Origin of the sequence: Sulfoacidibacillus thermotolerans (assembly GCF_003144315.1) — a bacterium.
Taxonomy (GTDB): Bacteria; Bacillota; Bacilli; order Alicyclobacillales; family SLC66; genus Sulfoacidibacillus; species Sulfoacidibacillus thermotolerans.
The window spans coordinates 1-14,860 of sequence record NZ_MPDK01000007.1 but is presented as its reverse complement, the minus strand read 5'-3'; the positions used below and the strand labels follow the sequence as shown (position 1 = coordinate 14,860).

Here is a 14,860-nt window from a genome sequence, read left to right as displayed (position 1 = left end):
TCAGCCAATGAACGCAACTTGACTTTGACCACGCTCATCTTACATTAATCAATGAGGTCAATGACTGCCGCATTTTGCGACTGCGCAATGGTTAAGTTAAGTTGCCTTGTCAGATCAATTTCAAAGGGGTCGACAGAAGCACCAGTTGCATCTTGAAAAATGCGCACAACGGGTCGCAAAGGCAATTGATCGTGAATATGAACGACAATTCCTGCCGTGCCATCACTTAGTGTCACTGTCGACCCCAGTGGATAAAGTGCAATTTTTTTGCTGAAAATCGAAACCAGTTCCAAATCGTAGCCAATCCCTGCCTGACTAAATAGGTATTCCATCACTTCTGCAGGAACCATACCCGCACGATAAGGACGATGCATCACCATTGCATCATAAACATCGGCTACAGCAAGGATTTTCCCAAAAATGTGAATCTGATCACCTTTTAATCCCCGCGGATACCCACTGCCATCCATTCGCTCGTGATGTTGATAGGCACAATGAGCAACAAGATATGATAATTCATGTTGGCGAGACAGCGCCTCATGCCCCCATTTTGCGTGATTTTGAATTAGCTCACGCTCATTTTGCGTCAGTGCGCCAGCCTTATTTAATACTTCTTCAGGAACCCATAACTTTCCGATATCGTGCAACATAGCGCCAGTTCCCAAGTCCATTAACATCGAATGCGGCAATCCGATCGCTTGCCCCAATACTAAACTATAAATTGCAACATTCATTGAGTGAACATAAGTGCCATGATCATAACTCGCAACTGCCGCCAAATTCTCACGAATAATGGTCGTGTGCTCAAGCACCTCAAGGAGCGTAGTGACGTGCTTACGCAATTCTTTTGTAAAACTCTGACCCATGGCAATGCGATCAAAAGAGGAACCTTCTCTTTTCCATTCGCTCCACTTTTCTTGAAGTACCTGAATCACTTGTGCACGAGCCTCTTGCGGTACAAGTTCTTCATACGTAATGCCCTCAGATAATTCATCTTCGATATAAACAACTGCAAATTGTTGCTTGATTTTTTCGATGTAACTCCCTCGAATCATTTGCCCCTGTTGCAGCAATACCCGCCCCGTGCCATCATACAAGGAGCGCCCAAGCACCATCCCCTCGTGTAACAAAGCGGTGGAAATCTGTCTAGCCAATCGCAAGAGCCCCCCTTTTTTCACCTATGCGGTTTCAACCACTCGTCACGCGAAGTGATAGGGTGGTAAATAAATACCTTTTTCAGTGACAATCGCTGTAATCAACTCATGCGGTGTCACATCAAACGCAGGGTTATACACAGGAACATCACGAGGTGCAATTTGAACACCGCCCCATTCAGTCACTTCTTTAGCAGGACGCTCCTCAATCGGAATTTCTCTTCCAGATGTAGTCTTCGGGTCAATTGTCGACCAAGGTGCGACGATATAAAAGGGAATCTGAAAATATTTTGCTAATATAGCCACCTGATAAGTACCGATTTTATTGGCAGTATCCCCATTGGCCGCAATCCGGTCAGCTCCAACCATCACAGCCTGTATTTTCCGAGAGGCCATCACACTCGCTGCCATATTGTCACAAATCAGCGTGACATCAATTCCAGCTTGTTGCAACTCCCACGCCGTTAGGCGTGCCCCCTGTAAAAAAGGTCGTGTTTCGTCCGCATAGACATGAATCTTTAAACCGCGCTCATGGGCGACGTAAAATCCTGCAAGTGCCGTTCCATACTGACTTGCGGCGAGCGCTCCTGTATTGCAGTGGGTGAGAATTCCCATTCCATCTTTAATAAACGCCTGCAAGTTCTCTCCCATCGTGCGACATGCTCGCTCATCCTCATGCTGTATCGCTTTTGCCTCTTCACGTAATGCGTTAAGCACTGCACGAACTCCTTGCGCACGCTGTTCATGCGCTACCCGAACGAGCCGTTCTATCGCCCAAGCCAAGTTCACAGCCGTCGGACGCGCACCTTTTAGAAACTCAGCTTGCCGTTTGAGTTCACCAAAAAAGGCTTCCTTATCAAGGTCGACGTGTTTTTTCAATCCCAGATATAATCCGTAAGCAGCTGTCATCCCTATCGCTGGTGCACCACGCACCTGCATGGAACGAATTGCAGAAAAGGCCGTCTGCTCATCATCGACCATCACATAACGCAACTCTGTTGGAAGTTTCGTCTGATCAATTAGTCTCAGCCGATCCCCTTCAAACAACAACGTTCTTAATCCCTCACCCATCGAAAACACTTCCCGCCTTCTAGGTTCTGACCATAAACATACTGAATGTATCATACCAGAAATTCGAACCCCATCGCTCATTCCCTTTTCATGTAAACGCATACAACACAACCCAAGCTTTGTCACATTTCAGACAAATTTGAGTGTTGCCACAGAAACTTGTTTATGTGTTATAATACAGATACAAAAACGGAGCATATATAGCATACAGAGACCCTGGATTGAATAGGGATTTGGGAGAGGAGCTGTACAATTTTATGTTGCAAAAATTAGTGGAAAACTTAGAAAAAAACTGGGAGGAACAACCGCGCTGGAAAGGAATTACGCGGACTTACTCGGCGGAAGATGTTTTGCGCTTACGCGGATCACTCACAATTGAGCATACCCTCGCACGCAACGGCGCAGAAAAACTCTGGCATCTGTTGCACACAGAAGATTATGTTCCAGCTTTAGGAGCACTCACAGGCAACCAAGCTGTTCAGCAAGTTCGCGCTGGATTAAAGGCCATTTATTTAAGTGGTTGGCAAGTTGCAGCCGATGCCAACTTATCTGGCCAAATGTACCCTGATCAGAGTTTGTATCCAGCCAATAGTGTCCCGCATGTCGTCAAGCGCATCAATCAAGCGTTACAACGCGCCGATCAAATCGACTGGCAAGAAGGTCGCTCCGGGACAGACTGGTTTGTCCCTATCGTCGCTGATGGAGAAGCTGGATTTGGTGGCCCGCTCAATGTCTTTGAATTAACAAAAGCCATGATCGAAGCAGGTGCTGCAGCCGTACACTTTGAGGATCAACTGGCATCTGAGAAAAAATGTGGACACATGGGAGGAAAAGTGTTGATCCCAACCTCTCAAGCTATTCGCAACTTGATCGCAGCTCGCCTTGCGGCAGATGTAATGAACGTCCCCACACTGATCGTGGCACGCACCGATGCAAATGGTGCATTTCTCATCACGAGTGACATCGATCCAAGAGATCAAGAATTCCTCACTGGAGAACGGACAGTCGAAGGGTTTTTCCGGCTACGTGGTGGGATTGATGCAGCAATCGCACGTGGGTTGGCATACGCCCCTTATGCAGATCTGATCTGGTGCGAGACCTCCGAGCCAAATCTCGAAGAGGCCAAAAAGTTTGCAGATGCAATCCATAAAGAATTCCCAGGAAAATTGCTCGCTTACAATTGCTCTCCTTCATTTAATTGGAGAAAGAAACTCGATGAAAAAACAATTGCAACCTTCCAAGAACAGATTGGACGCATGGGATACAAATTCCAATTCGTTACTTTGGCTGGATTCCATGCACTTAACCACAGCATGTTTGAATTAGCCCGCAATTACAAAGAACGCGGGATGGCCGCTTATTCAGAATTGCAGCAAGCTGAGTTTGCATCCGAGCCATATGGCTACACGGCCACGCGCCATCAACGTGAAGTGGGAACTGGCTATTTTGACGAAGTATCCCAGACGATCTCTGGCGGTTTGTCCTCAACAACTGCATTGCATGGTTCAACCGAAGAAGAGCAGTTCATCGCTAACTAAATGAATGCAACAGCATCCCCTCTGCGCCACGCGTTAGACGATCGATTGCATCACCGAAATCAGGCATACATTCCATAAAGGAGGATTTCAACGATGACACTCGAAGAACAACAAGACACGGAAACCACAGAGATTTGCAGTGTTTGTGGCACAGAGATTACCGCTATGCATGCAGGGTATTATCAATTGTGCGATCACTGCATCAACGATGTGATGGAAGAATAATCTATAAATTGCAAACTGGGCTATAAAGGAACCTTCATAGCCCAGTTTGCATAAACAGTTGTACTTAGCCAAATTTATACGTAATCCCATGTCCGCCTTTGGGATATACCCACTGGATATTGTATGTCGGACAACCAATGCGACACGTTCCACATTCAATACAATTTTCAAAGGCAACGCTCGTCATTTGCTCTTTTTCCACCCAGTGATATACATCAGCCGGACAAAAATCTTGACACTCTTTCGTTACACAATGCAAACAAACCTCTTGATCCTTAATCACTAAATGCGAGTTCTCATCCACTTTATATCTTATCGTGTATAATTTTTCCGCAATCGAACTCATCCGTTCATCGCCCTCCAACCTTGCGCCCCAAGTTTGACAAGATTCATCAAACCACCAGCCGCATCCGTGATTCCCCTCATGGCCATACGCTGTTTTTCTGCTTTAGGCACCCCATCGACTAAAAGCATTTGGTATGCCGCATCATTTAGTGCTCGCGGAAGCTTATCAAACATAAGGGTGGGATCAGAATCACGCAAGAAGTTATGCAATCCTTTGTATTTTTTAAGATCTTTATGCACGAATGATTCGCGCACCAGGCGATCATACAGAGACAAACCGACTCTTGAGAAATCGCCTTTTGTATGCGCTTGGATAATCGCCTCGGCCGCAAAGCGACCCGAAGTCATCGCTAGATTCGTCCCTTCGCGATGAACAAAATTTACGAGTTGAGCAGCGTCCCCGCAAATTACCCAACCATCTCCAGATAGGGGTGGAATTGAATGATATCCGCCTTCAGGAATTAAGTGTCCAGCGTACTCTTTGGTTTCACCGCCTTGCAAAAGACGCCGCAACATCGGATGTTGTTTCACACTTTCTAGTAATTCGTAAGGTTTTACGCGTTTTTTCTTTAAGTCGCTCACCATGACACCAACACCAAAAGACAGTGTGTCTTGATTCGTATATAAAAATCCAAGCCCTGCCATCCCTAATGTATTCCCGACAAACTCAATGGTGACGCCTTCATTTCCCTCAAGGTTAAAACGATCCATAATTTTTTCTTTTGGCATCGCAATAACCTCTTTGACGGCCAGCGATACTTCATCCGGCTGCCATTCGCGATGGACGCCTAAAGACTTGCCCAACAGAGAGTTCACTCCGTCTGCTACAACCACGACATTCGCGTACAGATCACCTTCCTCGCGATCCGTGCGCACCCCGACCACTTTGTTGCCTTCGCGAATCAATTCCGTCACAACGGTCTCGTAGATATTTAAAGCACCTGCTTGTTCCGCTTTGCTCGCAAACCACTGATCAAATTTAACACGCAATCCAGTCCAACAATTATTCGGGTCTTTAAACGCCTCGTTGCGATGACCAAGCGTCACGACGGATTGATCACCTAATAACCACAGCCGTTGTTCCACAACTTCACGTTCCAATGGTGCTTCTTTCCAAAACTCAGGAATGATATCTTCCAACTGTTTCCGATAGATTACACCGCCAAAGATATTTTTTGCGCCAGGGAATTCTCCCCGTTCAATGAGTACCACACTTAGCCCGGCCTTTGCCATCGTGTATGCAGCCGCACTTCCGGCAGGCCCTGCTCCTACAACAATCGCATCAAAATGCTCTGTCGCCATTAAAATCCTCTCCTCATTAGATCCAGCGCAACCGAAATAACCATTTCGCAACTTTTCCACATATACATTCAAGTGCTTCTACAGCGCAATGGGTACACTAGTAGAATTTCCTTTTTGCGCTTTAATCGCCTCCGTTAACGCAGGCACTAATGTGAATAAATCCCCGACAATCCCAAGGTGGGCTACTTTAAATATGGGCGCGTTTGCATCTCTGTTAATCGCGACGATCATATCCGCATTCTGCATGCCCACGACGTGCTGCACAGCACCTGAAATACCAATCGCAAAATACAACTTAGGTCGAACTGTGGAACCTGTCTGACCTACTTGATGATCATGACTAATCCACCCTGCGTCCACTGCTGCGCGCGAAGCGCCTACGACACCCCCAAGCGCATCAGCAAGTTCCTGAAGTAGCGCAAATCCTTCGGGGCCACCAAGTCCGCGCCCGCCAGCAACAATGATCTCTTGATCCTCTAAACTAACTCGTTCCGTCTGCTCAAGAAAATCGAGAACCTGCGTCACAATTTCCTCTTCTGGCATCTGCGGCGAAACGGAGATAATCTCACCGGTACGTGTCGGATCAAGTGGTAGTGCAAGAAATACCCCCGACCGAGCAGTCGCCATCTGCGGTTTATACTGTTTGCAAAGAATAGTCGCGAGCATCTTTTCTGAAAATGCTGGTCGACTGGCTAAAAGTAATCGATTCTCGTCAACATCGAGCTGTGTACAGTCCGCGGTAAGCCCGGTCGGCAGATGTGTGGCAATGGCGCCAGCCAAATCCCGTCCCGTATAAGTGGCCCCCATCAAAACGATTTCTGGCTTATATTCGCGAATAACAGATAAACATACTTTGCTATAGGGTCTGGTGCGATAGTTCTCCAATTCTTTGGAATCGCACAAATACACTTTGTCCGCCCCGCGATAAATGGCTTCTTTTGCAAGTGCACTGACATTTGAACCGATCACAAGTGCAGACAAATGTGTGTGTAATTTATCTGCAAGTCTGCGCCCTTCACCAAGTAGCTGCCAAGAAACTTTCTTTGCGACCCCTCCCCTTTGTTCAACCACAATGAGAATCCCCTCATAGTCAGACCATTCTCGTCCTGGCAGCACGTCTTTTGACACTGCTTGTTTTTTCCCTGGAGTTGCACCTTCTGTCAACGCTTCTGTTGTCTCTTTTGTTTCGCTCATCGTTATCCCTCCAAACTAGGACCATCCAAGCCGACTCGCAGCTTCACTACTCCATAACCGCTTGGTCACCTCTGCCGCAATAGCTTGTGGCGTCGGCCCCTCGATCATCTCAGTGTTGACTTTGCGCGGTTCGGGTACCCAAGTCTTTGAAACAATCGTGGGCGATCCTTTTAACCCAATCTTTGTGCGATCGATGTTCGAAAAGTCATTCGTCGACCAGACGATCGGCTTGTAGCGCGCCGCCCGTAAAACACCTGGCAAACTAGCGCGTCGCGGTTTATTTAACTCAGCTAACACTGTAAGCAAAACCGGCAACTGCGTCTGCACAACCTCTACTCCATCTTCCAAATGACGATGGACCGTGATGGTGCGACTTTGCTCATTAATATCAACCACTTTTTCTACATACGTCAATTGATCGTAGTCTAGACGACAAGCAACACCAGGACCTACTTGACCCGTATCGCCATCGAGTGTCTGTTTTCCACAAAAAACCACGTCAACCGGTCCAAATTCTTCCGCCACTTTTTCCACTGTAAGCGCTACAACATAGGACGTAGCTAACGTGTCGGCACCTGCAAACGCGCGATCACTCACGAGCACCGCTTCATCTGCCCCCATCGCAATACACTGGCGCAGCGCTTTCTCCGCAGAGGGTGGCCCCATGGAAATCACCGTTACGCGCGCACCTACCTCGTCCTTAAATCTCAACGCTTCTTCTAATCCATGCAAGTCATAGTAATTTACAATTGCCGGGACCCCTTGCCGAACGAGTGTATTTGTGTTCGGATCAATACGGATTTCACGGCTATCTGGGACTTGCTTAATACAGACTACTATGTGCATACGCACACCCCCATAATTTGCACCATTTTTCACATGCAACAGGACAAAAATTGCGAACTTTTAAAATCCTCTTTTTAGCGTACTCTGATTCTCGCTTTTTGGCAATACACATTTACAACTCATAGCATTCTATCTATATGAAAAAGAAATGAATGTGCGATTGTCAGTACTCTGATGAACCACACTCTCGATACACTAACTGAAAAAATGAGAAAGCACATAGAGCAATAAAAAGACAGCCAACATTCAGCTGGCTGCTCACTTTCAATCACTTTTATAACGGTTTTTTGGCCCTCACCATTTGATTCGGGAAGAAGAGCAGCCGAACTTCCTCTGGAAACTGTTCACACACACGGCGTCCTCGTTCTTTTAATTCCAAAATCAAATCCTGCCTTGCTTTCCAGGGAAGTGTCGCCAATTCTTCTTGAAACCAACCCACTCCAAAAATAAAGTTCTCAATGACTTTTACGGGGTCAAAAAACCTTGTAGGAAATCCATAGTTAACCCACTCTACATGTACGAATCCTGCATTCAAAAAACGCTCTATAATGATATCTGGCTGTTCTAGATAACTGCGTGGGAATTTTTCACTGCGCTTTTCAGCCGAGCACAACACAGGTTCAAACCACTCGCGAAAAAACGGAACATCCCACGGGTTAAAATAGGTTGGATGGACACTCGCTACAACGCCTCCAGCTCGTGTCACGCGATAGATTTCCTTAAGCGCTACTGGCATGTCTGTAAAATGTAAGAATCCAATACCTATGGCAGCATCGAACGTGTGGTCAGCGAACGGCAACTGCTCTGCGGAAGCCTTCACAAAGCTTACCCAGTTAGCGGAAAGTCTTTGCCGTTTTGTTTCTGCTCGCGCAATCATCCCAGAAGAAGGGTCAATTGCAAATAACTGTCCTTCCGGCCCGATTTGTTTGGCAAGGCCACCCTCAAATGTAAAAATCCCATCTGCACATCCCAATTCAAGAACAGTCGTCCTTGGCAAAACATGTGCAAAATCCAGAAATCGCTGACGTAAATTTGCAAAATCGGGCCATATTTCTTGCGCCACTTTATCGTAATCAAAGTATAAGTTGAATCTTGAGATGTGAATCTGTCGAATCCGTGTAGCCAAATAACCCGTCTCTTCAAGAATTTTCTCTGTCATACGCAACATACTACGCCCCTGATTAGTGATCAGCACACAGCGTTTGCCCTCTTTCATGACAATCTGATAGTTGCCGACAAACACGCCAAATAATAGCTCATCGCTTAAGGAATAATCTACCCACGGCCTGTGCCAGGCACCTGTTACAAAATCACGCTCTGGAATACAGCCATAATATTCGAGTGCATGTTGATTTTCATAACTTGTCACCATAGAGTAGATTTGAATGAGGGTTGCAAAGCCATAGTCACTGACAAACTGCTCCATCAGTTCAAAAGCCTTGCGTGCCAGATCAAGAGTAACTGCAACCTGCCCCAACCACTGGTGCGCAAGCGAAACTGCTGTAGACGCGGTAATTTCATAGATTGCCGTCCGCGCAAGGCGATCGGCGACAGGAAGGTCTTGAAAAGCACGAATCCGCTCTTCATCTGTCCAATAAACGGCAGCAAAGGATCTCGATTCACTATCTAAAAACTCAAAGATCTCTACATCAAAACGATTCGGAATATCAAGTCCCACTAACCATGGACTAATCACGAGTCCTCGCTGCAAAAATTCGCGCAAGGGTATCGAAAGATCTGGAAATGCGAACAAATCATATTCCCCCTTGTGATGTCTCTCGTAATTCCTGTCCTGTTACTGTAGAGTATAGGGGATAACGCTGTACAAGAAAACCACATGTGTTATACTGTGTTCAAGTAAAGGAAAAGATCTCTGTAAGCGATTTCGTTTCCTGTTATTCTTTCATTCATTAGAAGGAGGTCACCCGATGACTGAAGCAGATCGCCTAGATACACTACTCCGAGAACACCGAATTTTCCCTCCTGACGAAACATTTCGAGCACAGGCTAATTTTAAAGATGAAAGTATTTACCAAAGTGCTGCTGAGGATCCTGAGCACTACTGGGCGCAACAGGCGCAATACTTATCTTGGCAACAGCCATTTTCCAAAATTTTAGAATGGGAAGCTCCACACGCAAAGTGGTTTTCTGACGGGACGCTAAATGCCGCCTATAATGCTGTCGATCGCCACCGAGAAACAAACCGAAAAAACAAAGCTGCAATTATTTGGGAAGGTGAGCCTGGCGACAGTAAGGTGTTCACTTACGATATGCTCGGGCGCGAAGTAGACAAAGCTGCTCATATGTTACGGCAACTCGGAGTCAAAAAAGGGGATCGCGTCGCTATCTATCTACCTATGATTCCCGAATTGCCCATTGCAATGCTCGCCTGCGCGAAGGTGGGGGCGATTCACACCGTTGTATTTGGCGGTTTTTCTGCTGCCTCGCTAAAAGATCGAATCGTCGATGCGGATGCGAAGATTCTCATTACAGCAGATGCTGGATGGCGTAGAGGAGGACTAGTGCCACTTAAGCAAAATGCGGACCAAGCCGTCGTTGACACCTCCGTAGAGAAAGTTGTCGTCGTGCAACGCGTCGGAGAAAATGCACAGTCATCTATGGTAGAAGGCCGAGACGTTTATTGGCATGAGTTGATCGCCACGATGCCGCATACACCATTTGCGCCAGAACCTATGAATGCAGAAGACACGCTGTTTATTCTCTATACTTCTGGTACGACAGGCAAACCGAAAGGTATTGTACATAGTACTGCGGGCTATCTTGTCGGAGCTAATACTTCTATGCGTTCCGTATTTGACATTAAAGATGAAGATGTTTTCTGGTGCACGGCTGACATTGGCTGGATTACCGGACATACGTATATCGTCTATGGTCCGCTCTCTGCCGGCACAACCCTTGTTATGTATGAAGGTGCACCTGATTGGCCGAATCGGCATCGCTTTTGGGAAATTATCGAAAAGTATGGCGTGACGATTTTCTATACCGCACCAACTTCTATTCGCACTTTTATGAAATGGGGTCACGACATTCCCATGGGACATGATCTTTCTAGCTTGCGCCTGATGGGAACCGTGGGTGAACCTATCAATCCCGAGGCCTGGATGTGGTATCACGAATACGTCGGGCGGGGACGTTGCCCTATTGTTGACACTTGGTGGCAAACGGAGACAGGATGCGCGATGATCGCTCCATTACCTGGTTTACTTGCAACCAAACCAGGTTCTGCAACAAAAGCTGTACCTGGCATCAGTGTTGATGTTGTCGATGAAAATGGTCAATCCGTTGCTCCAGGCCACGGAGGCTATCTCGTCATCACAAAACCATGGCCATCGATGTTGCGCACTGTCTGGCGCGACGATGAGCGGTTTCAAAAGACGTACTTCGGACAACTTCCTGGCATCTATTTACCTGGTGACGGAGCACATTTAGATGAAGACCAGTATATTTGGATACTCGGTCGTATTGATGATGTCATTAACGTCTCTGGACATCGCATCGGTACAATGGAAGTTGAAAGTGCGCTTGTAGATCATCCTGCAGTCGCAGAAGCGGCAGTGATTGGTCGCGCACATGAAGTCAAGGGTCAAGCGATCACCGCCTTTGTTACAGTCAAAGAAGGGGTATCCACATCCGACGCGCTCATCGCCGAATTAAAGCAGCATGTAGTCGAAAAAATTGGCGCCATGGCTCGTCCAGAAGAAATTCTGTTTGCCGCGGAACTGCCAAAAACACGTAGTGCGAAGATCATGCGCCGCCTTTTGCGCGATATTGCGGAAGGACGAGCACTTGGTGATACGACTACCCTTGCCGATCCAAGTGTCGTTGAAGCATTAAAATCCCAATATCAAGATAAAGAGTAGCTTTTTCTTCGAGTACATTTTGCTAGCAATCTTTCTAACCACGAAAGAGACCGATTGGATTTGTGTGAAACAAGATGCCAATCGGTCTCTTTCGTGTTTACTTTACATGCATGAAATGTTTAAGCAGACAGAGTTGCATTCAACTTTTTTACAATTGGAATCTGTCCGCGATGATGCGTCGTATGCGCAATTAAATACGCAACTAGCTGACGTTTATTAACGTCACCAATTCCAAGCTTCGCTGCATGTTGATCTAACTCTTCGGATGTAAGAGAATTCAATGCACGTTCAACCTGCTGTGCGACAGCAGAATACCCCATCTTAATTTTCTCGACATTCCAAGAGTCAGTTTTAAAAGGTGCTCCTGTATCTATATTCTCAGGTTTCCCTGTTAGAAAACCGAGAAATCTTTGCTCAACAAGCGTAATGTGTTCGATGATTGAGGCAACGTTATTCATATTAGGCAGAGGTTTTTGTAGCCACTCCTGCTCCGATAACCCCTCTACCATTTGATCGACAGAAGCATGTACAGCTTTATACAAAACGAGTAAATCTGACATTTCCTTATCCATATCATATCCCTCCCATAGATATTATAGCGCTTTCCCGTCTTCCTGATGGACGCTACGGACTTCCCACTGATGAACGTTTAATCTCCCAGTTTGCCCCTCCATCTTGTGTCCACAGCAATTCAGTTTGCTTAGAAGTCCGCCTAAGCGCATATCCGATTTGCGCAGAAACAAAATCCAACTCGGTAATCTGACCACTTGTAAAAAGCCCATTTGCTGAAAGCTGCGTCCATGACTCCCCACCATTTTCGGTATATAGGAGTTGTTCCAAATGGTTTCTTCCATGTTGTTGCCCGATAAGAAACCCTGTTTGAGAAGAAAGGAAACTCATCGGTGGTACCCCATGGGTCGTATTTCCAGCAGCAACATCAACGACGACGGGTGTAGAAACTTTCCAAATGGAGTGTGTTGACACCGGAAGCTGACTGCGAAAGAATACAATATTACGCATAGTGTGCTGTGTAAAAAGAATAGGAAGTACAATTTCTCCACCATGGAAATAAAAAGGTGGTAACGTTTGTGCCTGTGCGCCTGTAAATGCTGACGGAACAGGCACTGAAACGGGTTGCCATGTGCGCCCCCCAGTCCTCGTCAAATAGACCCACGGCGCTTTTTTTCCAGGTTCTCCATCTCCTGTAAGAAGTCCGAGTGAAGGAGTGAAAAAACGAATCCCATTGTTTCCAAATAACTTTGGATCCTCTTTGGAAGATCCAAACTGACAAACTTGAGACCAGTTCACTCCCCCATCTTGCGTTGTGAAAAGTCGCGAATGAGATAATAAAAATGCTGTTTGCGCTGAAAGAGCTGAAAGCGGACTTGTGTCATCGCGAGTCATCATCCCGGATAAGACAGTCGGCGTCCACTGCTTCCCTCCATCACTCGTTCCTAATACAGCCGCGTTTTTTTGATACTCAAAGGGATAGAAAGCAACCCATACGGTCTTCGCATCAACAAAAGAGCTCGCAAGCCCCCCGCGTGTAGACATACCTTGAGGAGTAATATTTCTCCATGTTGTCCCGCCATTTGCTGTGGCGAGCACCAATTGATACGGCAGTTGATTATACAGTGCAAAACCACGCTGTGCCGTCACCATGTGAACGACTGCAAACCCAGGGGTCAATACAGGTGCCACTACCGCTTTCGCAATCGGCGCTGTCACCGATGTCGTTTGTGCTCCATTCTGATTTTGACCCACAGCATTCGCAGCACAGCCTGTTAACAGCACGCTAAGTAAGGGAAGCAAATATAACCCGCACCTACTCAGACTTTTCTTGCCTAGTTTTTGCACTTCGCGATTCTCCTTTAAATTGATCATTTTAAAACTTTTTCAATGTGCAAAAAATCCCTGCTGAAAAACGTGCGATGAACCTTTCAAATCTGTATCTTGAGGTCCCTTTTTCTGCAAAATAATAGTCGCTACCAGCAATAGCGCGAAAGGGGGCGCTGAATTCGGATCAGTTCCTAGTCCCCCTAACACACCGAAATCCTGACCTAAAAACCAAGTGCCAAACAACCAACCAAACGCGAGCCACCAAGTATAATGCGACTCGGAACGAATGAGAAATAGAAAACCTAGGGTCGTCATAATAAGAACAAAAAGTCCATTCCAAATCACAGGATGAGCTGCCAATGCGTTCGCAAATGCAAACAAAATCTCTGACAAAATGTGCGGTTGCGGCATACTCGCCATCGCTTGCACTGGTCCGCTGAGTCCTTTCGCAGTCCAAAAAAGTTGACTTGGCCAAGCTTGTAGGAGGGCTAAAAGAATCCAAAAAATCCCCATTAGCCGTTGCATCGGCCTACGCAAACGCGCACTCTCCCACCACTCGTTTGGCAGGAGCAACAACCCAGCTGCAATCAAATAAAATACTACAGATCCAGGAGCTCCAGACAACCAGGTAGCACTGCCACTGAGCAATCCTCCAAATCCCTCGCCAAAAATCCAGACAATAAGACCCCACCCAAGCGACAAAACAAGTCCCACCTTAGACCACATACGCATTCCGCCAAATAGCAATAGCAACCCGATAGCCACCTGAATCCACATCGCAAATAAATCATAAGCGTAAGGATGTTGCGACCAAATCCGACTCCCCCACTCCATCCAAGCGGCTAAAAACGCTGGTTGCGATGAGCTTATCGGCTGAATGACCCCTGAAATAAATTGATTGCTCATTGCAGGTTGAGCCTGTAGCAATCCATCAACCAACCACAAAAACCCGAGTCCTAATCGAAGTACCCGATGACTTTGAGCCTCTTGTAACCATACTCCCCCTTGCCTTTGGGTTTTATCTGATGAATTTGATACACCGACCATTCGCCATAATACATAAATTGTAAGAATGATTGAAATGACTGCTAGAAGAATAAAAAACTGTTGCTCCATTAGTAAATAAAACTTTGCTACTCCAGAAATAGGTTGCGAACTCGCCCCCATACTTCCCATTTTGATTCACCTCTTCTTCCTGTCGCTCCTTCTCTATAGAACAAGGCCTGATAGTATCAACTTTACTATGCGCCTGACAGGAAGTTAAGGGTTTTCATCAGAGTGTCTCAAACATTTTTATAACATTTATAACAAAATCGCAAATTAAATGGACAAAGAATTACGATTTTATGTAGAAAATAAATCTTCCTACTAAGCAAGGCTGTTCTTTTAAAAAATGATCGAGTAGGAGGGGGCGGCTAGCCCCCGACCTCTCACACCACCGTACATGCGGGTCCGCATACGGCGG

The 14,860-nt window shown here is 46.4% G+C and carries 13 protein-coding genes; 3 read left to right on the top strand and 10 right to left on the bottom strand.

What is annotated here, in order from left to right; translation table 11 throughout:
- Positions 1 to 44 precede the first annotated feature (44 nt).
- Positions 45 to 1,154: an HD-GYP domain-containing protein gene (locus tag BM613_RS05685; RefSeq protein WP_109430205.1), complete on the bottom strand. Its 1,110-nt coding sequence runs from the start codon at positions 1,152 to 1,154 to the stop codon at positions 45 to 47.
- A gap of 45 nt (positions 1,155 to 1,199) precedes the next feature.
- Positions 1,200 to 2,225 (bottom strand): S-methyl-5-thioribose-1-phosphate isomerase, encoded by a 1,026-nt coding sequence (gene mtnA / locus BM613_RS05680; protein ID WP_109430305.1) that lies wholly within the window; start codon positions 2,223 to 2,225, stop codon positions 1,200 to 1,202.
- Between the two features lie 257 nt (positions 2,226 to 2,482).
- Between mtnA and aceA the strand changes: the two genes are divergently transcribed.
- The gene (gene aceA, locus BM613_RS05675; RefSeq protein WP_109430204.1) at positions 2,483 to 3,763 is read left to right on the top strand and encodes an isocitrate lyase; all 1,281 of its coding nucleotides are present in this window, start codon (positions 2,483 to 2,485) and stop codon (positions 3,761 to 3,763) included.
- Between the two features lie 93 nt (positions 3,764 to 3,856).
- The gene (locus BM613_RS15660) at positions 3,857 to 3,988 is read left to right on the top strand and encodes a hypothetical protein (RefSeq protein ID WP_281267827.1); all 132 of its coding nucleotides are present in this window, start codon (positions 3,857 to 3,859) and stop codon (positions 3,986 to 3,988) included.
- Positions 3,989 to 4,052: 64 nt separating this feature from the next.
- Here the strand turns inward: BM613_RS15660 and BM613_RS05670 are convergent, their stop codons facing one another.
- The 5 genes from BM613_RS05670 to BM613_RS05650 form a co-directional block, all read right to left on the bottom strand.
- The gene (locus BM613_RS05670) at positions 4,053 to 4,334 is read right to left on the bottom strand and encodes a ferredoxin family protein (protein ID WP_109430203.1); all 282 of its coding nucleotides are present in this window, start codon (positions 4,332 to 4,334) and stop codon (positions 4,053 to 4,055) included.
- Positions 4,331 to 5,635, bottom strand: a complete 1,305-nt coding sequence (locus BM613_RS05665; protein WP_109430202.1) for an FAD-dependent oxidoreductase — start codon at positions 5,633 to 5,635, stop codon at positions 4,331 to 4,333. Before BM613_RS05665 ends, BM613_RS05670 begins: the two co-directional genes overlap by 4 nt.
- Before the next feature lie 78 nt (positions 5,636 to 5,713).
- Positions 5,714 to 6,829, bottom strand: a complete 1,116-nt coding sequence (locus BM613_RS05660) for an electron transfer flavoprotein subunit alpha/FixB family protein (protein WP_109430201.1) — start codon at positions 6,827 to 6,829, stop codon at positions 5,714 to 5,716.
- A gap of 15 nt (positions 6,830 to 6,844) precedes the next feature.
- Positions 6,845 to 7,675, bottom strand: coding sequence for an electron transfer flavoprotein subunit beta/FixA family protein (locus BM613_RS05655; protein WP_109430304.1), 831 nt, complete (start codon positions 7,673 to 7,675; stop codon positions 6,845 to 6,847).
- 274 nt (positions 7,676 to 7,949) lie between these two features.
- Positions 7,950 to 9,428 carry a class I SAM-dependent methyltransferase gene (locus tag BM613_RS05650; protein ID WP_109430200.1) on the bottom strand — a complete coding sequence of 493 codons (1,479 nt, stop codon included), beginning with the start codon at positions 9,426 to 9,428 and terminating at the stop codon, positions 7,950 to 7,952.
- Positions 9,429 to 9,603: 175 nt separating this feature from the next.
- Here BM613_RS05650 and acs point away from each other — a divergent pair, with 175 nt between their 5' ends.
- Positions 9,604 to 11,556: an acetate--CoA ligase gene (acs, locus tag BM613_RS05645; RefSeq protein ID WP_109430199.1), complete on the top strand. Its 1,953-nt coding sequence runs from the start codon at positions 9,604 to 9,606 to the stop codon at positions 11,554 to 11,556.
- 119 nt (positions 11,557 to 11,675) lie between these two features.
- Here acs and BM613_RS05640 read toward each other — a convergent pair whose 3' ends face one another.
- Genes BM613_RS05640 through BM613_RS05630 form a run of 3 tightly spaced genes read right to left on the bottom strand, consistent with a single transcriptional unit; the run spans position 11,676 to position 14,571 of the window.
- Positions 11,676 to 12,128, bottom strand: a complete 453-nt coding sequence (locus tag BM613_RS05640; RefSeq protein ID WP_109430198.1) for a DinB family protein — start codon at positions 12,126 to 12,128, stop codon at positions 11,676 to 11,678.
- 52 nt (positions 12,129 to 12,180) lie between these two features.
- Positions 12,181 to 13,440 (bottom strand): beta propeller repeat protein, encoded by a 1,260-nt coding sequence (locus BM613_RS05635; RefSeq protein ID WP_181362914.1) that lies wholly within the window; start codon positions 13,438 to 13,440, stop codon positions 12,181 to 12,183.
- A 12-nt stretch (positions 13,441 to 13,452) separates the two neighbouring features.
- Positions 13,453 to 14,571, bottom strand: coding sequence for a hypothetical protein (locus BM613_RS05630; protein WP_109430196.1), 1,119 nt, complete (start codon positions 14,569 to 14,571; stop codon positions 13,453 to 13,455).
- Positions 14,572 to 14,860 lie beyond the last annotated feature (289 nt).

Coding starts and splice junctions, on each gene's coding strand:
- BM613_RS05640 (WP_109430198.1), bottom strand. CDS start 12,128: ATGGATAAGGAAATGTCAGATTTACTCGTTTTGTATAAAGCTGTACAT.
- BM613_RS05670 (WP_109430203.1), bottom strand. CDS start 4,334: ATGAGTTCGATTGCGGAAAAATTATACACGATAAGATATAAAGTGGAT.
- BM613_RS15660 (WP_281267827.1), top strand. CDS start 3,857: ATGACACTCGAAGAACAACAAGACACGGAAACCACAGAGATTTGCAGT.
- BM613_RS05655 (WP_109430304.1), bottom strand. CDS start 7,675: ATGCACATAGTAGTCTGTATTAAGCAAGTCCCAGATAGCCGTGAAATC.
- mtnA (WP_109430305.1), bottom strand. CDS start 2,225: ATGGGTGAGGGATTAAGAACGTTGTTGTTTGAAGGGGATCGGCTGAGA.
- BM613_RS05660 (WP_109430201.1), bottom strand. CDS start 6,829: ATGAGCGAAACAAAAGAGACAACAGAAGCGTTGACAGAAGGTGCAACT.
- BM613_RS05665 (WP_109430202.1), bottom strand. CDS start 5,635: ATGGCGACAGAGCATTTTGATGCGATTGTTGTAGGAGCAGGGCCTGCC.
- acs (WP_109430199.1), top strand. CDS start 9,604: ATGACTGAAGCAGATCGCCTAGATACACTACTCCGAGAACACCGAATT.
- BM613_RS05635 (WP_181362914.1), bottom strand. CDS start 13,440: ATGATCAATTTAAAGGAGAATCGCGAAGTGCAAAAACTAGGCAAGAAA.
- BM613_RS05630 (WP_109430196.1), bottom strand. CDS start 14,571: ATGGGAAGTATGGGGGCGAGTTCGCAACCTATTTCTGGAGTAGCAAAG.
- aceA (WP_109430204.1), top strand. CDS start 2,483: ATGTTGCAAAAATTAGTGGAAAACTTAGAAAAAAACTGGGAGGAACAA.